At 58.8% G+C, this 22,232-nt stretch carries 24 protein-coding genes; 5 read left to right on the forward strand and 19 right to left on the reverse strand.

Annotated features, from left to right (window positions below):
• Window positions 1-149: 149 nt before the first annotated feature.
• The 14 genes from AC3WOY_RS03490 to AC3WOY_RS03555 all read right to left on the reverse strand — a co-directional run bounded on the left by AC3WOY_RS03490 (window position 150) and on the right by AC3WOY_RS03555 (window position 11,289).
• Complete coding sequence (locus AC3WOY_RS03490; RefSeq protein WP_492420981.1) at window positions 150-404, reverse strand: glutaredoxin family protein; 255 nt, start codon at window positions 402-404, stop codon at window positions 150-152.
• A 162-nt stretch (window positions 405-566) separates the two neighbouring features.
• On the reverse strand, window positions 567-2,042 hold the full coding sequence (locus tag AC3WOY_RS03495) for a DegQ family serine endoprotease (RefSeq protein WP_492420982.1): 1,476 nt from the start codon (window positions 2,040-2,042) through the stop codon (window positions 567-569).
• Between the two features lie 18 nt (window positions 2,043-2,060).
• Complete coding sequence (locus AC3WOY_RS03500) at window positions 2,061-3,038, reverse strand: MucB/RseB C-terminal domain-containing protein (protein ID WP_492420983.1); 978 nt, start codon at window positions 3,036-3,038, stop codon at window positions 2,061-2,063.
• A gap of 5 nt (window positions 3,039-3,043) precedes the next feature.
• Window positions 3,044-3,637, reverse strand: a complete 594-nt coding sequence (locus AC3WOY_RS03505) for a sigma-E factor negative regulatory protein (protein WP_492420984.1) — start codon at window positions 3,635-3,637, stop codon at window positions 3,044-3,046.
• A gap of 70 nt (window positions 3,638-3,707) precedes the next feature.
• Window positions 3,708-4,310, reverse strand: a complete 603-nt coding sequence (gene rpoE, locus AC3WOY_RS03510) for an RNA polymerase sigma factor RpoE (RefSeq protein ID WP_057293164.1) — start codon at window positions 4,308-4,310, stop codon at window positions 3,708-3,710.
• 91 nt (window positions 4,311-4,401) lie between these two features.
• The gene (locus tag AC3WOY_RS03515) at window positions 4,402-4,905 is read right to left on the reverse strand and encodes a protein YgfX (protein ID WP_492420985.1); all 504 of its coding nucleotides are present in this window, start codon (window positions 4,903-4,905) and stop codon (window positions 4,402-4,404) included.
• A 60-nt stretch (window positions 4,906-4,965) separates the two neighbouring features.
• The gene (gene fabF / locus AC3WOY_RS03520; RefSeq protein ID WP_492420986.1) at window positions 4,966-6,213 is read right to left on the reverse strand and encodes a beta-ketoacyl-ACP synthase II; all 1,248 of its coding nucleotides are present in this window, start codon (window positions 6,211-6,213) and stop codon (window positions 4,966-4,968) included.
• 30 nt (window positions 6,214-6,243) lie between these two features.
• Window positions 6,244-6,483 carry an acyl carrier protein gene (acpP, locus tag AC3WOY_RS03525; protein WP_040041346.1) on the reverse strand — a complete coding sequence of 80 codons (240 nt, stop codon included), beginning with the start codon at window positions 6,481-6,483 and terminating at the stop codon, window positions 6,244-6,246.
• Between the two features lie 122 nt (window positions 6,484-6,605).
• Window positions 6,606-7,352: a 3-oxoacyl-ACP reductase FabG gene (gene fabG / locus AC3WOY_RS03530; protein WP_492420987.1), complete on the reverse strand. Its 747-nt coding sequence runs from the start codon at window positions 7,350-7,352 to the stop codon at window positions 6,606-6,608.
• The gene (gene fabD, locus AC3WOY_RS03535; RefSeq protein WP_492420988.1) at window positions 7,349-8,281 is read right to left on the reverse strand and encodes an ACP S-malonyltransferase; all 933 of its coding nucleotides are present in this window, start codon (window positions 8,279-8,281) and stop codon (window positions 7,349-7,351) included. Before fabD ends, fabG begins: the two co-directional genes overlap by 4 nt.
• Before the next feature lie 24 nt (window positions 8,282-8,305).
• Window positions 8,306-9,292: a beta-ketoacyl-ACP synthase III gene (locus AC3WOY_RS03540; RefSeq protein ID WP_492420989.1), complete on the reverse strand. Its 987-nt coding sequence runs from the start codon at window positions 9,290-9,292 to the stop codon at window positions 8,306-8,308.
• Window positions 9,289-10,380 (reverse strand): phosphate acyltransferase PlsX, encoded by a 1,092-nt coding sequence (gene plsX, locus AC3WOY_RS03545; RefSeq protein ID WP_492420990.1) that lies wholly within the window; start codon window positions 10,378-10,380, stop codon window positions 9,289-9,291. Before plsX ends, AC3WOY_RS03540 begins: the two co-directional genes overlap by 4 nt.
• A gap of 147 nt (window positions 10,381-10,527) precedes the next feature.
• Entirely contained in the window at window positions 10,528-10,710 is a 183-nt protein-coding gene (gene rpmF, locus AC3WOY_RS03550) for a 50S ribosomal protein L32 (RefSeq protein ID WP_057293158.1), read from the reverse strand.
• 81 nt (window positions 10,711-10,791) lie between these two features.
• Complete coding sequence (locus AC3WOY_RS03555) at window positions 10,792-11,289, reverse strand: YceD family protein (protein WP_492420991.1); 498 nt, start codon at window positions 11,287-11,289, stop codon at window positions 10,792-10,794.
• A gap of 105 nt (window positions 11,290-11,394) precedes the next feature.
• On the opposite strand from AC3WOY_RS03555, the gene AC3WOY_RS03560 reads away from it, so the two are divergent.
• Both AC3WOY_RS03560 and AC3WOY_RS03565 read left to right on the forward strand, forming a co-directional pair.
• On the forward strand, window positions 11,395-12,009 hold the full coding sequence (locus tag AC3WOY_RS03560; RefSeq protein WP_492420992.1) for a Maf-like protein: 615 nt from the start codon (window positions 11,395-11,397) through the stop codon (window positions 12,007-12,009).
• A 6-nt stretch (window positions 12,010-12,015) separates the two neighbouring features.
• The gene (locus tag AC3WOY_RS03565; RefSeq protein ID WP_492420993.1) at window positions 12,016-12,768 is read left to right on the forward strand and encodes an SAM-dependent methyltransferase; all 753 of its coding nucleotides are present in this window, start codon (window positions 12,016-12,018) and stop codon (window positions 12,766-12,768) included.
• 289 nt (window positions 12,769-13,057) lie between these two features.
• On the opposite strand, the gene AC3WOY_RS03570 is transcribed toward AC3WOY_RS03565, so the two are convergent.
• The 5 genes from AC3WOY_RS03570 to AC3WOY_RS03590 form a co-directional block, all read right to left on the reverse strand.
• Window positions 13,058-14,065, reverse strand: coding sequence for a S49 family peptidase (locus AC3WOY_RS03570; RefSeq protein ID WP_492420994.1), 1,008 nt, complete (start codon window positions 14,063-14,065; stop codon window positions 13,058-13,060).
• Between the two features lie 29 nt (window positions 14,066-14,094).
• Window positions 14,095-14,466, reverse strand: coding sequence for a Rieske (2Fe-2S) protein (locus AC3WOY_RS03575; protein ID WP_492420995.1), 372 nt, complete (start codon window positions 14,464-14,466; stop codon window positions 14,095-14,097).
• Between the two features lie 7 nt (window positions 14,467-14,473).
• The gene (locus tag AC3WOY_RS03580) at window positions 14,474-15,133 is read right to left on the reverse strand and encodes an HAD-IA family hydrolase (protein WP_492429169.1); all 660 of its coding nucleotides are present in this window, start codon (window positions 15,131-15,133) and stop codon (window positions 14,474-14,476) included.
• Window positions 15,134-15,186: 53 nt separating this feature from the next.
• Window positions 15,187-16,194, reverse strand: a complete 1,008-nt coding sequence (gene rluC / locus AC3WOY_RS03585) for a 23S rRNA pseudouridine(955/2504/2580) synthase RluC (protein ID WP_492420996.1) — start codon at window positions 16,192-16,194, stop codon at window positions 15,187-15,189.
• Window positions 16,195-16,458: 264 nt separating this feature from the next.
• Window positions 16,459-16,611, reverse strand: coding sequence for a hypothetical protein (locus AC3WOY_RS03590; RefSeq protein ID WP_492420997.1), 153 nt, complete (start codon window positions 16,609-16,611; stop codon window positions 16,459-16,461).
• Between the two features lie 287 nt (window positions 16,612-16,898).
• On the opposite strand from AC3WOY_RS03590, the gene AC3WOY_RS03595 reads away from it, so the two are divergent.
• The 3 genes from AC3WOY_RS03595 to moaA all read left to right on the forward strand — a co-directional run bounded on the left by AC3WOY_RS03595 (window position 16,899) and on the right by moaA (window position 22,231).
• A complete protein-coding gene (locus tag AC3WOY_RS03595) occupies window positions 16,899-19,658 on the forward strand; it encodes an Rne/Rng family ribonuclease (RefSeq protein ID WP_492420998.1) in 2,760 nt (919 codons plus the stop codon).
• Window positions 19,659-19,753: 95 nt separating this feature from the next.
• Window positions 19,754-21,085, forward strand: coding sequence for a chromate efflux transporter (gene chrA, locus AC3WOY_RS03600; RefSeq protein WP_492420999.1), 1,332 nt, complete (start codon window positions 19,754-19,756; stop codon window positions 21,083-21,085).
• A 30-nt stretch (window positions 21,086-21,115) separates the two neighbouring features.
• A complete protein-coding gene (moaA, locus tag AC3WOY_RS03605) occupies window positions 21,116-22,231 on the forward strand; it encodes a GTP 3',8-cyclase MoaA (RefSeq protein WP_492421000.1) in 1,116 nt (371 codons plus the stop codon).
• The last annotated feature ends 1 nt before the right edge of the window (window position 22,232 follow it).

Consider the following 22,232-nt stretch of genomic DNA (forward strand, 5'->3'; position numbering starts at 1 on the left):
AAGGCGCTCTGAACAGGGGGTTCCCCCAACGAGCGCCTTATAGACTGAAGGTTATTCGATAGGCGGCATTTTACCGGATTTCAGAGGGGAAAGCCCGTAAAATCGCCTCGGTTTGATGCTATGCCGGCATGGTGACAGAAATGGCTTCGCTATGCAGCCTCGAGGAATGTGCGAACTTTTGCGTCATCCAGAAAATAATTGCATAGCTGAACCGAGTCAGCATTGCCTTTCTTTCCGAACAGGACGGGCACCAGTTCGTCAAACTGCGCCACCAGCGCTTCGTCAGCATCGACATCCATCATCTCGACGGTAAACGGATATTCACCGCTCAATGCCTGCAAGGCTTCAAGCATGTCGTCACACAAATGGCAGTAGGATCGTGTATAGAGGGTGAAATGGACCACGGCAAGCCGCCAACGGTAAGTTTTTCTGATTCGGCGTCAGGGACTGAGCCGACCGGCAACAGCACCTCGATCAGTATAGTGTCTTATTTTCAATCGACCAAGGCGTTACAGCATGCGCCGGAAGCTGCACCGGCAGGCTTCCGGCCGAATCATTCCGGCTGCTTACTGCCCGTTGGGCCGGATAGGCACAAATTGCGACGCATCTCCGCGACGCACAAGTACGACCGCAAGCTTTTTCGGCTCGAGCTTGGCGACAAGGGCGTTAAATTGCTTTGCATCCCTGACATCATTGTTGTTCAGCCGAAGTATCACGTCGCCCGCACGCAGTCCTGCCCGCGCGGCAGCGCCCTCAGCCGCGTCGACGATGACACCGCCGTCAACTTTCAGCTCTTTCTTCTGCGTCTCGGACAGGTCGCTGACAACGAGGCCAAGCGAGTTGGGAGGCTGCTCCGGCTTGCCTTTCTTCTCGTCCTTTCGTACCAGTTTTTCCGGCTCCAGTTCGGCAATCGTCAACACAACTTCCTTCGCCGCCCCCTTGCGCCATACCGTAAGCGTGCCCTTCGTCCCTGGCCGGGTTGCGCCAACGAGACGCGGAAGATCGCTCGATTTTTCGATGTTTGCGCCATTGAATTTGAGGATGATGTCGCCGGCTTCCAGCCCGCCCTTTTCGGCAGGGCCGCCCGGCTCAACGCGTTGGACAAGGGCGCCTTGCGCGCGTGCCAGCCCAAGCGATTCGGCGACATCCTTGGTCACCTCGCCAATCTGCACTCCGATACGGCCGCGGGTAACCCGACCGGTCGCACGGAGCTGTTCGCCGACACGCATGGCTTCATCGATCGGGACAGCGAACGAAATTCCCATATAACCGCCGGAGCGGCTGTATATCTGGGAATTGATGCCGATGACTTCGCCGCGCATATTGATCAACGGTCCGCCGGAATTGCCGGGATTGACCGCGACGTCGGTCTGGATCAGCGGGAGGTAATCACCCGTGTCGCGCGCCTTGGCCGAAATGATCCCCGCTGTCACTGTATTTTCCAGGCCGAACGGAGAGCCGATGGCAATGACCCACTCGCCGACGCGCAGCTTGTTCGGATCGCCAATGGTCAGGCGTGGAAGGTTGCTGCCTTCAATCTTGACGACGGCGACATCGGTCCGCTTGTCCACGCCGATAATCTTGGCCTTGTATTCGCGCTTGTCGGTCAGCGTCACATAAACGTCGTCAGCGCCGTCAACCACATGCGCATTGGTCAATACGAATCCGTCCGCGGAAATGATGAATCCCGATCCGACACCGCGCGGCACTTCCTCTTCCTGCTGCGGCGCAGGACGCCGCCCCCTCGGGGCCGGTTGCTGGCGTGGCATGGGTACGCCGAAAAACCGGCGGAAGAACTCTTGCATCTCCTCGTCTTCGGCGCCGGGAACTCCTCCGCCCTGTCCCGGCTTGATCCGTTCGGTAGTCCGGATATTGACAACCGCAGGGCCGGTTTTTTCGACCAGATCAGCAAAATCGGGCAAGCCGGCAACGGATGCAGCGTGCGCGACACCGGCAATCCCGGAATAGTGAAGCAGACTTGCGCTCAGCGTGCTGACGGCAAATGCAAGAATGAGATTTCGAGCGAAACGGATTGTTTTCATATCGTCTGATTATTCTAGCTATTTGGACTTGAATTCAATCGAATTGGCGACTTGCCTGATTGCCGCCGATGGTACTTCCCCTACGATGGTAAGCCAAAAATCGCCATGCCGCTTACCAACGATATTCAATGCCCCCTGCTGCATCGAACCCTCCGTTCTGCTTTGCGAGCCGGGTTCGATGAAAACGGAAATTGCTGCGAGCCCGTCAGAAAAAACCATATGCGAGACTTCGCGCTGAGCGGACTGCCCCGCCGTATCGGATACCAGGCGCCTCACTTCACGAATCTTGCGGAAGCCCGGCGGCAGTGACTTCACGGACCAGCCCGACAGGCTTGCCTGGCTCATGACCGCATTTTCGACGCGCCAGCCGCTTGTATCGCCATAGCTTGGTCGTGCGCGTGCCCGGTCAACGCTTCCAATAGCAATCTGAGTGAACGCGATCTGCTCGATCACGCGCCGATTGTCATCCAGCGTCTGCGCCCTCAAGAGCAGCCCCGTCGCCTTGTCGGCCCACAGACGGTAGCCATACCGCATGTTGTCTTTCGGTTCGAGAACGATTGCCTGGCAATCGCGGCCTGCCACCCGGCCGACGGCATCCATCCGCACATTGTAAAACTCGCCGATGTCCGCCGGGTTCGCCGCAAGGATTGCCGGAAAAACGTCATTGGTCACGCGCTTTTCGACCAGCAGCGTTTTGGCCTCAGGGACGTAGCAGATGACCTCTTCGTTGGTCCGGATGTACTCGCGCGGTTTGCCATCGAGTACCTCGAGCTTTTCAATCTCGTTTCGGCCTTCCAGCAAATGCGTGATGCGGGAAGTGCGCATCTGGCTTCCTTGCTGATAGACGAACGTACCGGAATAGTTGAGTTTCTGTGCCGCTGACTGGATTTTTTTCAACCACGACTGAGCGTCGGAAGTTTCAGCCGAGGCAGAACATCCAAGGAAAAAAAACGACGTGGCAACGACAAACTTGAGTAAAGCGAGTGTTTGCCGCATATGAATCATTTATTCGAATCGGTGGCGAAATTCGCAGATCGCGCAAATTGTGCCGTGCTGTATACCGAGGGAGAAATGCGCTGGTGCGCCATCAGGTAATCATCGATGCGGGGATCGCGGAGCACAACTCCGTCCGGCGCAGACGCCGCCACCATCCCTGCAGATTCCGTACCGGATGCCATCTTGATTGCCGGTTCGGACAACTCGGCCTCTCCGTTCAAAGCGACCATTAATTGAGGAGTGGTAAAGAAGGCGACAGTCGCCATCGCAGTGGCGGCGGCCATGCTCGGCAGAGCCCAGCGCCTCGCCTTGCCAGCAGATGCGGCTGAGGCAGTGCGCTCTCCAAGGGGCGCAAGAACTGGTGCCATGACCGTTGGCTCGGCATCAAGACGCGCGAAAAGGCGACTGGCAAAACCGGGACTCAAGTTCACATCCATGTCGTCGGACCGCAACAAATCTCCAATCTGGTGATAAATGTCCCAGTCCGCCTTCCCCTCTTTATTGCGCAGTGCGGCAAGCGCAACGTCGATGTGCTCGCCCGGCAACTCGCCATCTGCCAGTGCGGAAATCTGTTCCCGGGTCATGTCTTTCGTATTCATAACTACCTCGTTCAGGATGCGCCACACCCTGTTTTTTGCTTGAAAAGCCTCGTTCCACCTATCCCTGCACCTACCAGCGCTTGTCGATCGCAGTGCCCAGCAACGGTCTCAGTTTTTCTGCGATAGCTTCACGAGCGCGGAAGATACGGCTGCGTACGGTGCCTATCGGACATCCCATCGCTTCCGCTATTTCATCGTAGCTCAAGCCCTCGATTTCACGCAATGTAATTGCTATCCGCAACTCATCCGGCAGTGCATCCATCGCCACATTCACTGTTTCCGCAATCTGCTTCGTGGCCAGCATCGATTCAGGGGTATTGATGTCCCTTAGATGCTCGCCGTCATCAAATGTTTCCGCTTCTTCAGCATCTGCTTCCGTCGACGTCGGCGCGCGCCTTCCCTGCGTCACTAGGTAGTTCTTCGCAGTATTGATACCGATCCGATACAGCCAGGTATAAAACGCGGAGTCGCCGCGGAACTGCGGCAGCGCCCGGTACGCCTTGATAAACGCTTCCTGCACGACGTCCTCGGCCTCGGCCTGGTCGCGCACGAGCCGCGATACGAGCCTCATCAGTTTCCGTTGATACTTGGACACCAATAGCTCGAACGCTTTTTTATCGCCGCGCTGAACACGCTCGACAAGCAGTTGATCAATGTCGCGTTCTGTCGTCAATCCCCGATCCCTTGTCCCTTTGCAACATACACGCGGCTAGAGTAGTTGACTGTGGGAAATGCAATAAGTTCAATTTGAGTCGAACAATTTTTCAGAAAATTTCCGGGTGCGTTTCGTTCTGCACAGAAATCCACCGGCATGCAACCGACAGGGCCCGAAAGGCCTCCCGATCGACGCTGTCAGGGAAAACCGGCACAACTGTCGTTCGTCCACTTTCCGACTGCAGGCGAAGCACAAGCATATGCGGCCAGATCGTTGAGTCCTTCATCAGACGAACAACCTCGCCTATCTCCTTTACATGCGGCCTGATCGCGGCAGTACAAGAGGGCTGTCCCACTGCCTTCAGCAGCCGGATCTGACCTGTGCCGGAGATATCAAGTTGTATGGTTTTTCGGCTCCGCATGCCATGATAAAACCCAAAGGAGGCGAGGAAAAACACCAGCGAGGAAAGGAGTGCACGGACAGGGATAGGCAGGTCGCCGATATACCCTGCGCCGATGGCAATCGCGACGCCTACAGCAATCGACGCCATCGCGCCATTAAGCGCGAAAAGAACGCGCGATGGATGCACGACGGTTGATACCGCAATGGACATGGAATTGGGAAGTTGGCGAGTGCCTGACGTTCCCCTCTGCGATGAGAGGGGAACGCCGATTCAGACTTTGCCGAAAACGAGTGTTCCGTTCGTGCCGCCAAAGCCGAACGAATTCTTGACCGCGATATTGATCGGCATTTGCCGTGCGGTGTTGGCGCAGTAATCCAGATCGCACTCCGGATCCTGGTTGAAGATATTGATTGTGGGCGGTGATACCTGGTTGTGCACTGCCAGCACCGTGAATACCGACTCCAGACCACCGGCACCGCCAAGCAGGTGACCAGTCATGGATTTGGTCGAATTCACAACCACCTTGCCCGCGTGCTCGCCCAGTGCGCGTTTGATGGCGACCGTCTCGGCGAGATCGCCGAGTGGCGTCGAGGTGCCGTGGGCATTCACGTAATCCACCTGCTCCGGATTAATCTCCGCGTTCTTCAACGCGGCGACCATGCAGCGGCGTGCACCGTCACCGTCCTCGCGCGGAGCAGTCATGTGGTACGCATCGGCACTCATGCCGAAGCCAAGAACTTCCGCATAAATCTTTGCGCCGCGTGCCTTGGCGTGCTCGTACTCTTCCAGCACCATCACGCCGGCTCCCTCGCCCAGCACGAAGCCGTCACGATCCTTGTCCCATGGGCGGGACGCTGTTGCCGGATCATCGTTACGTGCTGAAAGTGCGCGCGCTGCGGCAAAGCCGCCGACGCCGAGAGGCGATACAGTCGACTCCGCACCGCCAGCAACCATGACGTCTGCGTCGCCGTATTCGATCATGCGGGCAGCTGCACCAATGCAATGCAAGCCGGTCGTACAAGCGGTCACCAATGCGAGATTGGGCCCCTTGAAACCGTACTTGATCGAGAGATGGCCGGAGATCATGTTGATGATCGACGCCGGCACGAAGAACGGACTGATGCGGCGCGGGCCGCGGTTGGTCAGTTCTGCGTGCGTTTCCTCGATCATCGGAAGCCCGCCGATACCCGAACCGACGATGACGCCGATACGCTCGGCATTTTCCTCGGTCGCGGTCAGGCCGCTGTCCTGAATCGCCTGGATGCCAGCAGCCATCCCGTAGTGGATAAAGTCATCCATGTGACGCGCTTCCTTACCGGGGATGTAGTCCTCGATATTGAAGCCCTTGACCTCGCCGGCGAAGCGGGTCGAAAAAGGCGTGGCGTCAAACTTGGTGATGGTCGCAATGCCTGACTTGCCTTCGATCAGCGCCCCCCACGCATCGGCAATCGAATTGCCGACGGGAGAAACGCAACCGAGGCCGGTCACTACGACTCGACGTTCACGAGAGCGGCTCAAGCGGTACTCCTGGTTTGAATCAAAACAGCATCAAGCCTTGACGTGTGCCTTGGCGTAATCGATCGCCTGTTGCACCGTCGTGATCTTTTCGGCCTGCTCGTCAGGGATTTCCATTTCGAATTCGTCTTCGAGTGCCATCACGAGTTCAACCGTGTCAAGCGAGTCGGCACCGAGGTCATCAACGAAAGACGACTCATTCTTGATGTCGGCTTCGGCGACGCCCAGTTGTTCGGCGACGATCTTCTTAACGCGTTGTTCGATATCGGACATATTATCCCTCCAGTGGATTACAGAAAGTGCGCGCATTTTATCAGGTTTGCGCAGTGAAAATTCACTTTTGGCTTTTGTTTTCAATAATGCTTGATCTTCGGCCAAAAGCGCCCAAGAGCTACTTAACTCATGTACATTCCGCCATTCACGTGCAGCGTTGTGCCCGTGATGTAACCGGCTTGTGGCGAGGCAAGGAACGCAACTGCGGTGGCGATATCTTCAGGCTGGCCGAAGCGCCCGAGCGGAATCTGCTGCATCAGCGCAGCCGTCTGCTGCTCGCCGAGTTCGCGGGTCATGTCGGTGTCGATGAACCCCGGAGCGACGCAGTTGACGGTGATGTTGCGGCTGCCAATCTCGCGCGCAAGCGCACGGCTCATGCCGGCCACGCCCGCCTTTGCCGCGGCGTAATTCATTTGCCCCGCATTTCCGGAGGAGCCAACCACGGACGTGATATTGATGATGCGTCCGTACTTCGCCTTCATCATGCCGCGCAGAACACCGCGGGAGAGACGGCCGACGGCAGTCAGGTTGGTGGCGATAACGGCGTCCCACTCCTCGTCTCTCATCCGCATCGCCAGCTGATCCATAGTGATGCCGGCGTTATTGACGAGAACGGATAGTCCGCCAAATTCCTTCTGCACCATTTCGATCACGCCATTGCATGCATCGGAATCGGTGACGTTGAGCACTGCGCCCTTGCCACATTCAGGACGGATCGCCGCTAGGTATTCCGAAATCGCTGCCGCTCCCGATTCGCTGGTTGCAGTACCCACGACCTTGGCACCTTGCCTGGCGAGTTCCTGCGCGATCGCTCGACCGATACCGCGCGATGCCCCGGTTACCAAGGCTACTTGATTGTTCAGATTCACTTGAGAAGCTCCAGTACTTTATCCAAAGAAGGCTGATCGAATATCGCTTCGCCAACCAGATCACCGTTGATGCGTTTGGTCAGACCGGCCAGGACTTTGCCGGGGCCGCACTCGACAACATGCGAGACACCTTCGGCGGCCATTTTCTGAACGGTTTCGACCCACCGGACAGGGCTGGCGGCCTGGCGCACCAGAGCGTCCTTGATAGCTGAGACATCCTGCAGAATGGCAACGTCTACGTTGTTAATCAAAGGCAACTTGGGAGCAGAGAACGTGAGACCGGACATATAGTCACGGAGACGATCGGAAGCGGGTTTCAGCAACGAGGAGTGGAACGGCGCCGAGACCGGCAGCGGAAGCGCGCGCTTTGCACCTTTTGCCTTCGCCGCTTCACATGCCCGCTCCACTGCGGCCTTGTGGCCTGCAATCACAACTTGCGCGGGGGCGTTGAAATTGACCGCTTCGACCACTTCGCCTTGCGCCGCCTCGGCACATGCGGCACGCACATCATCGTCCGACAAGCCGAGAATCGCAGCCATGCCCCCCTGCCCCACGGGCACGGCTTCCTGCATTGCCCGGGCGCGGAAACGCACAAGGGGAACAGCGTCCTTGAACAGAATGACGCCGGAAGCGACCAGCGCCGAGTACTCGCCAAGGCTGTGACCGGCGACAATCGCAGGCACTTTGCCGCCGGCAGCGATCCAGGCGCGATAGCAGGCTACCGCTGCGGTCAACATGACGGGCTGGGTGTTCGTCGTCAAGTCGAGCTCATCCTTCGGGCCTTCGGCAATCAGCTTGCCCAAGTCGAATTGCAGCGCATCCGATGCCTCGGCAACGGTTTGCTGAACAACGGGATTATCGGCAAATCCATTCAACATGCCGATGGCTTGCGATCCCTGCCCGGGAAATACAAATGCAAATTTGGTCATGCGCTATCTTGATTTTTTAGGTAGTTACATGCGTGCGAGGACCGCACCCCAGGTGAATCCGCCACCGACGCCTTCCATCATGACATTCTGTCCTGGCTTGATACGGCCGTCGCGTACTGCGGTATCCAGCGCAAGAGGGATGGAGGCTGCCGATGTGTTGCCATGCTGGTCGACAGTAACGATCATTTTTTCGAGAGGCAATCCGAGCTTCTTTGCCGTGCCCTGCATGATTCGGATGTTGGCCTGATGCGGTACCAGCCAATCGATCTGGCTCGACTCCAGGCCGCCAGCCTCAAGCGCCTCATTGGCAACCTTTTCCAGAACCGACACGGCAAGCTTGAATACGGCCTGTCCATCCATGTACAGGAAGGCGCTTCCTTCGATGGCGCCACCAGTGACGCTGCCGGGAACGCACAGGATATCGCCATGACTGCCGTCAGCGTGAAGCCTGGTTGCAAGAATGCCGGGCTCGTTCGAGCCGGACATGACAATGGCGCCCGCGCCGTCACCGAAGAGCACGCAGGTCGTGCGGTCGTCGAAATTCAGGATGCGCGAGAATACTTCGGCGCCGATGACGAGCACGTTCTTGTGCGCGCCGGACTTGATGAAGCTGTCGGCGACGGACATCGCGTAGACGAAGCCGCTGCACACTGCCTGCACATCGAAGGCAGCGCCGCCGTTGGTGATGCCAAGCTTGCGCTGCACGACACAGGCCGTGCTAGGAAATCCACCGAAATGATCGGGCGTGGATGTCGCAAGAATGATCAGATCGATATCGCCCGGAGTCAGGCAGGCCGCCTGCAGCGCGCGCTTTGCAGCCTCAACCGCAAGATCGCTGGACTGCACTGTTGGCTCGGCATAGTGACGTGCCGAGATACCGCTGCGAGAGACGATCCATTCGTCAGAGGTCTCGATCCCCTTCTCTGCCAACTGGACTGCCAACTCCTGGTTTGTTACGCGCTTGGGAGGCAGATAACTTCCGGTGCCGATAATTTTGCTATAGAGCGTCATGCCGTCTTCTGGTGAGTTAGTTCTGTGACGTCGCCCGGCGCTGCAACTGCCTTCGCCGCCTCCTGTTGCGGCATCAGCTCCGCAATCGTTTTCGTAATGCGCGACAGCAGGTCGTGGCTTGCAGCATCGTACGCACGCTTGATCGCCCATTCGTAGCCGTAGGCATCCTCGCCGCCATGGCTCTTGAACACCAGGCCGCGTAGACCGAGGAAGCTCGCGCCGTTATAGCGGGATGGATTCATGCGTTGAGAAATGGCCTTGAGGGCGCCTTGCGCAATGAAGGCGCCAAGCATGTTAACCGGATTGCTCTTGAACTCGTTCTTGAATACGGTCTTCAGGAAGCGCCCAAGACCTTCGGAAGCCTTCAGCACGACGTTTCCGACGAAGCCGTCGCAGACGACAACATCCGTGGTACCCAGGAAGATGTCATTGCCTTCCACGTTCCCATAGAAGTTGATGATCCCCTTCTCGTGGTCGGCACGCAGCAGTGCAGCGGTCTGTTTGACGACTTCGTTGCCCTTGATGTCCTCTTCGCCGATATTCAGCAAGCCCACTGTCGGCTTGGCCTTGTCCTCGAGGGCCGATACCAGCGCGGAGCCCATCAATGCAAACTGGTGAAGATGCTGCGGCTCACAGTCGACGTTGGCACCGAGGTCCAGCATGTAGGTCGGCGTCTCGGTCTGGTTCGGCATCGGGAAACAAATTGCAGGACGGTCGACTCCGGGAATCGTCTTCAGGACATAGCGCGAGACGGCCATGAGTGCGCCGGTATTGCCAGCGGATACGCACGCATCGGCCTTGCCTTCCTTGACAAGGTTGACGGCCACGCGCATGGAAGAATCCTTCTTCCGGCGCAACGCCACTTCAACAGGGTCGTCCATGGTGACGACTTCTGTTGCATTGACAACGGAGAGACGTGGATTCGAGGAAGCGTGAAGCTTTTTCAGTTCGGCTCGAATGACATCCTCAAGACCGACCAAGATCAATTCGGCGCCAGGTTCGTGATTAGCGAAGGAGACGGCTGCGGGAATCGTAACCGATGGGCCGTGATCGCCACCCATGCAGTCGATGGAAATTTTGATTGTCATTGTTTTGACTCAGTACCTCGCTCTAACCAACTAGCGGGCCAGATCCGGCGTGATTCAAAATGACGCGATGCACTTTTTCAGCATATGAAAAAACGGCGCCAAGTCAAACTCGTCGCGCCGCTTTTCGCCTTCGAACAATGACTGCAATTACTCGTCGTTCTTGGTCTTGAGGACCTTGCGACCACGGTAGTAGCCATTCGGGCTGATGTGGTGACGCAGATGGGTTTCGCCGGTGGTCGGCTCGACTGCCAGCGGCGGAACGCTCAGGTGATCGTGCGAGCGGTGCATACCACGCTTGGACGGGGACTTCTTATTCTGTTGAACGGCCATGATGACTCCTAAACCTTAAGATCTGAAATTTTAACATATCCGGCCTGCAAACTCTTGCACCCCGGGAATCCTTGTGTACTTCTACTGCTTGAGTTTCTTCAGCACCGCGAACGGCGATTCCTTCTCGACCTCTTGCGGCACCGCCTTCCCCGCCAAATCCGGACAGACATCGTGTTTCGGCGACAACGGGATCGTCAGCAACGCTTCATCCTCGATGACTTGCGCCACATCGAAACTGTGGCTACCCACGATGACTTCGACGGATTCATCAGCGAGTTGCGCGTCAATTTCATCTGCACTGCTCTCGTCCTGCGCAAGTATGAGCGTTGCGTCAGACTCGACTTGAAACGCGAACGGCGTCAGGCAGCGCTGACACATCAGATTCAATGCACCGGACACCGCCAGATTCAACTGCGGATGCCCGCGCATGTCGCTGCCACCCTGCAAGACCCAGCGGATGGCGCCGGACTTGTCGACCGACTCTTCTGCCAACCTGGGCAAGTCGGCGACGGGGATTTCCCCCTCGCGACGCTCTTTGAGCCGACAAAATTCAAAGGCGTCGATCACAAAAGCATTCATACGTCGAGCCGAACCCGGAAAACCTGCGATAATAACAGGCTTTTCCCTTATTCGTCAAAGTGTTAGGCCGCTTTTGTTGAGCGATCATTCAAAAAAGATTTCCAAATGCCCTCCCCAGCCGCCTTCCCCCGCCTGATCCTGGCATCCAGTTCCCGGTATCGAAAGGAATTGTTGTCGCGCTTGCATTTGCCTTTCGAGACCGCCGTGCCGGATATCGACGAGACGCCGCTGTCCGATGAAGCACCGGAACAGACTGCACTCCGCCTTGCAAAGGAGAAAGCTTTTTCGATCGCTGCCGGCACCTCGGATGCCCTTGTCATCGGCTCCGATCAGGTGGCGACCCTGGATGGAGAACAGATCGGCAAGCCTGGGACGCACGAAAATGCGTTGAACCAGCTGAGAAAAATGCGCGGCCGGAAAGTTGTTTTCCATACCGCCTTGTGCCTGTGGGATAGCCGCACTTCGAACGCCGGAGAACAGATGCAAATCGAGAACGTCCGGACCTTCGTCTCGTTTCGCGACCTTCCCGACCACGAACTCGATGCATACCTTCGAATCGAGCAACCCTACGACTGTGCCGGGAGCGCAAAGAATGAGGGGCTGGGTATTGCCATCATCGAAAGCATTGAAAGCACCGACCCTACCGCTTTGACAGGCCTGCCAATGATCGCCTTGTGTTCAATGTTGCGCCAGGCAGGCGTACCCTTCTTTCGCGCGTGACTCCGCATGACCGGCATTCTTTACCTGATTCCCAATACACTTGGCGCACTGAGCAGCGACCAGGAAGTGGCGCTGGATCTTGTCATCCCTGACGAGGTCCGGGCAATCACATCACGCCTCGACTACTTCATCGCCGAAAATGCAAAAACAACGCGCGCGCACCTGAAGCGCATCGGATCAGGGCACCCTCTATGCAAACCGATCCAGGAAATCCAGATCAGCGAGCTGAACGTCAATACTGATGAAAAGTCGCTGCCCTTGCTTCTCGCACCGCTGAAGGAAGGCCGGGATGGCGGACTGATTTCGGAGGCCGGCGTTCCGGCGGTTGCCGATCCCGGCGCCAATCTTGTCCGGCTTGCACATGCCGAGGGCATATTGGTGCGACCGCTCGTCGGTCCGTCATCCCTGCTTCTCGCTGTCATGGCAAGCGGGCTGAACGGCCAAAGCTTTGCATTCAATGGCTACCTGCCAACCGACGCGGCGCAACGAACGAAGCGGATCAAGTCTCTGGAGGAGCGTTCGCGCCAGGAAAGGCAGACACAGCTGTTCATTGAGACGCCTTACCGGAATTCCGCCTTGCTGGAGGCGATCACGACAACGTGTCAGGCAAGCACGCTGGTGTGCTGCGCGACCGACTTGTCGCTCCCCTCCGAAACGATCCGGACCCAGACCGCCGCGAAGTGGAAAAATGACATTGCAGCAGGGAAAACCGACCATCTTCACAAGCGCCCGACCGTATTCCTCATGCTGGCGCAGTAGACCGTAAACGCGCAAAACGGCGGTATTGCGCCGCCGTTTTGCATGCCCTATCGGGCAGTTATTGAGAAGGCCATCAAGCCTCTCAAAGCCGCGTCCGAGACGCGGCGCCTGACATCTGGTCCGAGAGTTTTTCCTGTAGCGTGCTTCTTGTGCGATACAGGATCGAAACCGGCACCAGACATCTGCAGTATAAGCCGCAAGGGGCAGGATTCAAGGCCTGGTGCGGCTCTGCGTCTTGAAAAATCCCTATGGCGCAAAGCAGCACAATAGGCCGGCTTACGAGCAAAACTTATCGGAACGCAGGACGTGCCGAACTGCTCCAGAGCGAATTCATCGCAGCGGTTCCAACTGCCCCGCCGAACTTTTTCAGCAACTTCTCGGACAGGCCCTCGTGCTGGGTATAGTCGACAATATCCTCCACCTTGAGCTCGTCGCGCGCAACGGAATCGACGGTGCCGAAACCATCCGCCAGGCCAATTTCGACCGCCTTCGATCCGCTCCAGAAAAGGCCAGAGAAGGTTTCCGGCGTTTCTTTCAGCCTGCTGCCGCGCCCCTGGCGCACGACGTCGATGAACTGCTGGTGCACCTCATTGAGCATGTCCTGCGCATAGTTGCGATGCTTGGCACTTTGCGGGCTGAACGGATCGAGGAACCCCTTGTTTTCGCCGGCGGTCATCAGCCTGCGCTCGATACCTGCCTTGTCCATCAGGCCGGTAAAGCCAAAACCATCCATCAGCACACCGATGGAGCCGACAATGCTCGCCTTGTTGACGAATATCTTGTCGGCAGCCGCAGCGATGTAATACCCCCCTGAGGCGCATATCTCATCCACCACGACGAACAACGGCTTCTTCGGGAATTCCTGGCGCAGGCGGATGATTTCGTCATTGATCATCCCCGCTTGCACGGGACTGCCGCCCGGACTGTTGATGCGCAGGATGACGCCGACAGAGCTGTCATCCGAATAAGCCCTGTTGAGCGCCTGGATCACTGCATCCGCGGATCCGGTTGAGCCGGATTCAATCGTGCCCTCGATCTCGATCAGCGCCGTATGCGGACCGACAACCTCCGTATCCTGCGGGCCATAACCGAATGCGATCCACATGCCGAATCCGATCAGGCCAAGCGTGATGAAGCGGAAGAAGATATTCCACCGCCGCGCAGCGCGCTGCTCCCGCAAGGTGGCGAACGCCAGTTTCTCGAGGACCTCCCGCTCCCAACCGGCACTGCGGGAAGGTTCGGGCGACGGCACCGAGTTGCGTATCTGGTTCTGCTCTTCGAAGTTATCTTCAATCATCGCTCATTACTCACTGTTTTTCATTTCCGTCAGGCCCTCGCCGGCCTGATGTAGTCGTCGGGGCGCCAAAAGACCTGGCCATCTTGCTCGAACACGTTGATCACCCGCAGGCGACCTCCCCGGCAAGGCCCGCCGGCACAGCGCCCGGTTTCCGGCGTGTACAGCGCGCCGTGCGTCGAACACATCAGGTACAACCCGCTGGACTCGAAGAATTCGCCCTCATTCCAGTCGAGCTCGATGGGCACATGGGCACAGCGGTTCAGGTAGGCATAGACAGCGCTGTCGTAGCGAACCACAAACCCTGTACTATCTTCGCCGCCTGCGGTGACGGGAAACCGAACGCCTTTTCCGCCCTCTTGCAGCGCCGAGGATGCGCAAACCGGAATTGCGATCTCATCCATGGGGGGATTATGCATTTTCGCGCAACCATGTGTGCAGTTCTGCTACGGAACTTGCGATAAACAAAGGCTCCAATGCTTGCAACTCCGGTGCCGAATGCGCTCCGTAATGCACGCCCACGCCCGCCGCACCGGCATTGGCCGCCATTTGCAGGTCGTGCGTGGTGTCGCCGATCATCAGCGTACGCCGCATGTCCTGACCCAGTTCGCGCGTCAACTCCTGGAGCATTGCCGGATGGGGTTTTGAAAAGGTTTCATCGGCGCAGCGCGTCGCATCGAAGACAGACAGCAGATTGGCCGCATCAAGGGCACGATTCAGGCCTACCCGGCTCTTCCCGGTCGCCACTGCAAGGAAGTACCCATCCTGGGCAAGATCGGCCAGCATTTCCCTGACGCCGCCGAACAGTGTCAGCCCCTGGTCCTTGGCGAGGTAGTGGTAACGGTAACGTTCCACCATATGCGGATAATGCCTGGGCTCCAACCCGGGAATGACCGCCTGCATCGCTTCGGGCAAGGCAAGGCCGATAACGTAGGCGGCCTGCTTGTCGTCGGGGACGGGTAGTCCGAGGTCTTTTGCCGCAGCCTGGATGCACGTCACGATGGTGCCCGTGCTATCCATTAATGTTCCATCCCAGTCAAATACGATCAGGTCAAATTTCTTTTTTGCCATTATCAGGGCAGCACTGCTGCGAGTTTTATTGAATTCGGAATCGAGGGGGCGGCTCAAGCGGCTTTCTTCTCGATGCTTTTCAGGAAGCGTTCGCATTCCTGGGGAAGCTGTGCCTTGAGCGTGACTTGCGCCCCGGTACCGGGATGGCGAAACGTCACCTGGTATGCGTGGAGGAACATGCGCTTGAGCGCGACGCGGTCGCCATCTGCCTTTTGCAATGCCTTGTTAAGGCCAAAATCACCGTACTTGTCGTCGCCAACGATCGGAAAACCGCTGGAGGCGAGATGGACGCGGATCTGATGGGTTCTCCCAGTTTTCAGCTCCGCCTCCAGAAGGACGAAGTCGCCGTACCGCCGAACGAGGTTAAAGACCGTGTGAGAAGCCTGGCCATCGGCCTGCACGCGAACGCGGCGCTCGCCATCGGGGGTCGTGTATTTAAATAGCGGCAACTTGACGTGCTGGCGGGCGTTTTTCCACTCACCTTGCACCAGTGCCAGGTAACGCTTGTCCAACTCCCCCTCTCGAATCTGCTCATGGAGATCGGTCAGGGCAGAACGTTTTTTGGCCAAAAGCAATACGCCGGACGTTTCCCTGTCCAAGCGGTGGACCAGTTCGAGGAACTTGGCCTCGGGGCGAGCAGCGCGAAGCTGCTCGATGACTCCATAGCTGACACCCGAACCGCCATGGACGGCGACCCCGGCAGGCTTGTCGATCACCAGCAGATGGGCATCTTCGAGCAGGATGCTGAACTCCGCCCCCGGCACCGATTGCGTTGACTTTTCGGCAACCCGGATCGGCGGGATGCGCACGACGTCGCCTTCCTTCAGGCGGTACGTCTGGTCGATTCGCCCCTTGTTGACCCGCACCTCGCCGGACCGAAGCACGCGGTAAATATGGCTTTTCGGGACGCCTTTGCAAACACGTAGCAGGAAATTATCGATGCGCTGGTCTGCTTCATCTTCGGAAATGGTCACGAGGCGAACCTGAGCGGATGCCTGAGTGGACTGTTCAATTGGAGCCGAATCAGTCCGCCCTCCAGAAAATCTCGCTAAGTCCTTCATTTTGCAGATATAATTGTTTCGTGTCGGTTACAAACCGGCGCGCGTGTGAGAATAAAAAGCACATTCTACACAGGGGCGTGTCCATCAGCCTCGCCGAATTGCAAATTCGATGGACAGGGCGCCACGAAAATGACAAGAGTGCCCAGGACCAGGGTCAGAGGAGCGAAGATGCACAGGAGTGCGTCGCGCCCCGCCAATCCCGGTCCGGGCGCCCGGTTGTTTTCCAGGTACCCGAAAGACGTGTATGCATCGTCCTTGTGCGAGTCAGGGTTGCACCGCAGTTGCAATCGGATAGCGCGCATCGACGCTGGACAAGATTGCTTGAATACCAAGGATATGTCTGGCGAGCATGCCTGAATAAGGTTGCTCGCTGGTTGATGTGATTGACCCCTGTTTGCCGATTTCGCTGAATGCCATGATTCACCTGGCTCCATCACAATGCTCGCTGCCTGACGCTGCGCCCGACCCGGCCCATAACGCCCCGGTCGGAATGCGCGATGCGGATGCTGCGCGCACTCGGCATCCGTTTCAGTCACGTCCGCGCCCCGTTGCGGTTCCCGCGCTGATGTACTGCGCTTCCGCACACTAAGGCAATTCCCTCCCTCAAGCACTCCGACCTCGCGTACATCCCTGTACCAGTTGCCGCGGCGGCGAAGCCCGTCGTTCGCGGTCTAGTTGACCCAAGAGTCACGGAGTAAATAAAAATGAAACGTATGTTGTTCAATGCCACGCAGCAGGAAGAGTTGCGCGTGGCCATTGTTGATGGGCAGAAACTCATCGACATCGACATCGAAACGACCGGCCGCGAACAGCGCAAGTCGAATATCTACAAGGGTGTCATTACCCGCATCGAGCCGTCGCTGGAAGCCTGCTTCGTCAATTACGGCGAAGAACGTCACGGCTTCCTTCCTTTCAAGGAAGTGGCGCGCAGCTACTTCAAGGAAGGCATCGACGTCCGTAACGCCTCCATCAAGGACGCATTGCGCGAGGGCCAGGAAATCATGGTCCAGGTCGAGAAGGAAGAGCGCGGCAACAAAGGCGCGGCACTGACCTCCTTCATTTCTCTGGCCGGCCGCTATCTGGTCCTGATGCCGAACAATCCGCGCGGAGGCGGCGTTTCCCGCCGCGTCGAGGGCGAAGACCGTCAGGAACTGCGCGAAACCATGGACAAGCTGGAAATCCCGTCCGGCATGTCCGTCATTGCCCGTACTGCAGGCATCGGCCGCAACGTGGAAGAGCTGCAGTGGGACCTGAACTATCTGCTGCAACTGTGGCGCGCCATTGAAGGTGCCGGCAAGTCAGCACCGGGCGCCTTCCTGATTTACCAGGAGTCCTCGCTGGTCATCCGCGCGATCCGCGACTATTTCCAGCCTGACATCGGCGAAATCCTGATCGACACCGACGACATCTACGAACAGGCCCAGCAGTTCATGAGCCACGTGATGCCGGACATGGTGCACCGGGTCAAGCGCTACCGCGACGACGTGCCGCTGTTCTCGCGTTTCCAGATCGAACACCAGATCGAAACCGCCTACTCCCGCACCGTCCCCCTGCCCTCCGGTGGCGCCATCGTCATCGACCACACCGAAGCCCTCGTTTCCATCGACGTCAACTCCGCCCGCGCCACCCGCGGCAGCGACATCGAAACCACCGCGCTCCATACCAACCTCGAAGCCGCCGACGAAGTGGCCCGCCAGTTGCGCCTGCGCGACTTGGGCGGTCTGATCGTGATCGACTTCATCGACATGGAGAACGCGAAGAACCAGCGTGAAGTCGAGACCCGCCTGAAGGATGCGCTGCGCTACGACCGCGCCCGCGTGCAGATGGGCAAGATTTCCCGCTTCGGCCTGATGGAGTTGTCCCGCCAGCGCCTGCGTCCGTCGCTGTCCGAAGGCAGCCATGTGACCTGCCCGCGCTGCAACGGCACCGGCCACATCCGCGATACCGAATCCTCCGCACTGCAAGTCCTGCGCATCATCCAGGAAGAGTCGATGAAGGAAAACTCCGCCGCCATCCACGTGCAGGCACCGGTCGACGTGGCCGCCTTCCTGCTGAACGAAAAGCGCGGCGAAATCCTGAAGATTGAAACGCGCCACCGCGTGACGGTCATCCTGATCCCGAACAAGCACCTCGAGACGCCGCATTACAAGCTCGAGCGCATCAAACACGACGATCCGCGCCTGGAAGAACCGCAAGCCAGCTACGACATGGCCGAGGAAGCGGATACCGACATCAGCTACAACAAGCGCCAGAAGGAAGAAGTGCGTCCGCGCCAGGAAGCGGTGGTCAAGGGCATTACCCCGGACCAACCGGCGCCGATCGTGGAACGCAAGCCGGTCGAACCTGCTCCCGCCCCCGCTCCGGTGGCCGCTCCCGTCGTGGAAGAAGGTTTCCTCAGCCGCGTATTCGGTTTCTTCCGCAAGAAGCCTGTGGCGCCTGTCGCCCCGGCAGCACCGGTAGTGGAAGAAAAGCCGGTTCAGGCACGCGAGCGCGGCGACCGCAATGGCCGTGGCCGCAGCCGCCGTGGCCGAGGCGGCCGCGACCGTGGTGAAGAGCGTGATACCGCCGCCCGCGAAGAGACCGTGAAGCAGGCGGCAACACCGGCTGCAGATGCACCGCAACCGCAGCGTCCGCCCCGTCCTCCGCGCGAGCCTCGTGAGCCGCGCGAGACCAGGGAACCGCGCGAACCGCGTGAAGCACGCGAGACACGTGAGCCGCGCGAACCTCGCGAAGGCAACGAATCGCGCCGCGAGCGCCAGCAGCGTCAGCGCGAAGAGCGCAAGGAAGCCGCACCGGCAGAAGATTTGCTGAAGGCAATTCCGGCCGTTGCCGCGGTACCTGCGCTGGTTGCGCAAGAACAGGTTCCTGTCGCAGAGGAAGAGACCGCACTGGATGCCGCTCCCGGCACGGAAGGTGAAGGCGAACAGCAAGGCGAAGAGCGCCGTCGCCGCCGTCGTCGCGGTGGGCGCAATCGCAACCGCCGCGATCGCGAAACCGGCGAGGCCATTGCCGATTCCGAACAGGACACGACTGAAGAAGGTGTAGCGGTGCAACAGGCCGTACAACTGGAAATCGCGGAAGTCGCCGCTCCGGCGGAAGTGCCGGCAGTTGCGGAAGCAGTAGTGGCTGAGGCTGCCATCGATACCGCCCCCGTTGCGGAAACCGTGGTTGAACCCGTTCCTGCCGTCGTGCCTGTTTTCACCGCCGTGGAAACGCCGCGCGCCCCGGCAGCGCCTGTTGCCGCACCGTCTGCATCCGTTGCGCCTGCTCCGATGCCGTTGGATCAACTGCGTGACGTGCTGGCTGCAGCCGGCCTGACATTGGCCGTGACCGATCCTGAAAAGCTGCGCGCAGCCCAGGAAGCCGCTGAACGTATCGTGCCGCCACCACGCGTGCCGCGCGTTCGCAAGCCGCTGCCTCCGGTGTCGAACGAACCGCTGATCCAGGTGGAAACCCGCCGGTAGGCGCCTGGGGCGCCATGACCTGAACAGGGTTTCATGGCAATAATGCAAAAAGGGAGCATATGCTCCCTTTTTGTTTCCCCGACATCCATTTACGCATGAAAACCGAACTGCAACCACCGAAGACTGTGCACCTGAGCGAGGCGTTCTGGTACTGGCTCACACTGGGCTTCATCAGCTTCGGCGGTCCGGCCGGACAGATTGCGATCATGCACGCCGATCTCGTCGAGAAGCGCCGCTGGATTTCCGAGCACCGCTTCCTGCATGCGCTCAATTACTGCATGCTCTTGCCCGGCCCGGAAGCGACCCAGCTTGCGGTTTATATCGGTTGGCTCATGCATCGGACATGGGGTGGAATTATCGCCGGCACCCTGTTCGTCCTGCCTTCGCTGCTGATCCTGATCGGCCTGTCCTGGGTATATGTCGTATTCGGAAACACACCGGTGGTCGCCGGGCTGCTGTATGGAATCAAGCCCGCGGTCGTCGCGATCGTGCTCGCCGCCGCGTGGCGCATAGGAAGCCGGTCGTTGAAGAACGAATTGCTCGTCGGCATTGCTGTTGCGGCGTTCATGGCAATCACGTTCCTTGACGTTCCCTTCCCGCTCATCGTGCTGTCAGCCGGTGCCATCGGCCTGCTCGGCAGCAGGATTGTTCCTGCAAAATTCCATATCGGCGGCGCGCATTCGAGCGCCGGAAAAAAGTCCTACGGCCCCGCCCTAATCGATGACGACACGCCGACACCCGTTCATGCCCGCTTTTCGTGGCCAAAACTGGTGATCGTCAGTGTGGCGGGTATTGCGCTGGGCGGGATCGTGTGGGTGGCGCTGGCGGCGCTTTATGGCGCATCCAGCCCTCTGGGGCAGATGGGGTGGTTCTTTACGAAAGCGGCAATGCTGACATTCGGTGGCGCCTATGCGGTATTGCCTTACGTGTACCAGGGCGCGGTCGAGCACTTCCAGTGGGTGACGCCCGCGCAGATGATCGACGGCCTTGCGCTGGGAGAAACGACGCCGGGCCCGCTGATCATGATCGTTGCCTTCGTCGGCTTTGTCGGGGCGTGGGCGAAGGCGGTGTTCGGGCCGGATTCCCTCCTGCTTGCCGGCATTGCCGGCGCATGTACGGCAACCTTCTTCACCTTCCTGCCGTCATTCATCTTCATCCTGGCCGGTGGGCCGATGGTGGAGTCCACCCGGGGAAACATCAAGCTGACCGCACCACTTACCGCCATTTCCGCCGCCGTCGTCGGGGTCATTGTCAGTCTCGCAGTCTTCTTCGCCGAACATGTCTTCCGCCTCGAGAGACCGGCTGCCGAATGGGATCTCCTGTCGATGGCGATTGCCGTTGCGGCAGCCATTGCCCTGCTCCGTTTCAAGGCCGGCACAATTGCACTGATCGGCGCCTGTGCGCTGATTGGTCTCGTGGTATCTTAGAACTCACACCATATCGACCGCACCATCAGCATGGCCGAAAGAATCATCCCCGTTGCGGACCACCGACTGCTTGCCGCCGCTCCAGACATTCCCGATGCACTTGAGGAGCCGGACGGCCTCCTGCAGGACACCCTCGCGCGTCCTCTGCATGACCTGCGGATTTCGGTCACAGACCGCTGCAATTTCCGCTGTGTGTACTGCATGCCGAAGGAAGTGTTCGACAAAAACTACGCCTTCCTGCCGCATTCCTCGCTGCTTTCCTTCGAGGAAATCACACGGATAGCGAAGGTTTTCGTGGCACACGGCGTGCGCAAGATCCGCCTGACCGGCGGCGAGCCGCTGCTGCGCAAGGATGTCGAGCGCCTGATCGAGATGCTGGCTGCGCTGACGACACCGGAAGGCGAATCCGTCGACCTCACGCTGACCACGAACGGCTCTCTCCTCGCAAGGAAGGCGCGTGCACTGAAGGACGCCGGCCTGCGCCGGGTGACCGTATCCCTCGATGCGCTCGACGACGCCGTATTCAAACGCATGAACGATGTTGACTTCCCGGTTTCGGATGTCCTGAAGGGGCTCGATGCCGCGCATGCAGCGGGGTTGGGTCCGATCAAGGTCAACATGGTGGTCAAGGGCGGCATGAACGATCAGGAAATCCTGCCCATGGCGCGGTATTTCAAGGGCTCTCCTTTCATCTTGCGTTTCATCGAATACATGGATGTCGGTGCCAGCAACGGCTGGAAAATGGACGAAGTCGTGCCGTCCGCCGAAGTCATCCGCCGCATCGGCGCCGAAATGCCGCTGGAGGAAATCGAACCCAACTACACCGGCGAAACCGCCGAACGCTGGCGCTACAAGGACGACAGCAGCGAGATCGGCGTCATTTCGAGCGTTACCCGCGCGTTCTGCCGCGACTGTACCCGCGCGAGGCTTTCCACCGAGGGCAAGCTCTACACCTGCCTGTTCGCCACGAGCGGACACGACCTGCGTGCGCTGATCCGCGGCGGACGAAACGATGCCGAACTGGCGACCGCCATTGCACATATCTGGCGCCGCCGCACGGATCGATACTCGGAGCTGAGAACCGCAAACACCTCAATGCCGGACATGGCGGTGCGCAAGGTCGAAATGTCCTATATCGGAGGCTGAA

It is taken from the genome of Noviherbaspirillum sp. FW303-A3 (genome assembly GCF_058788695.1).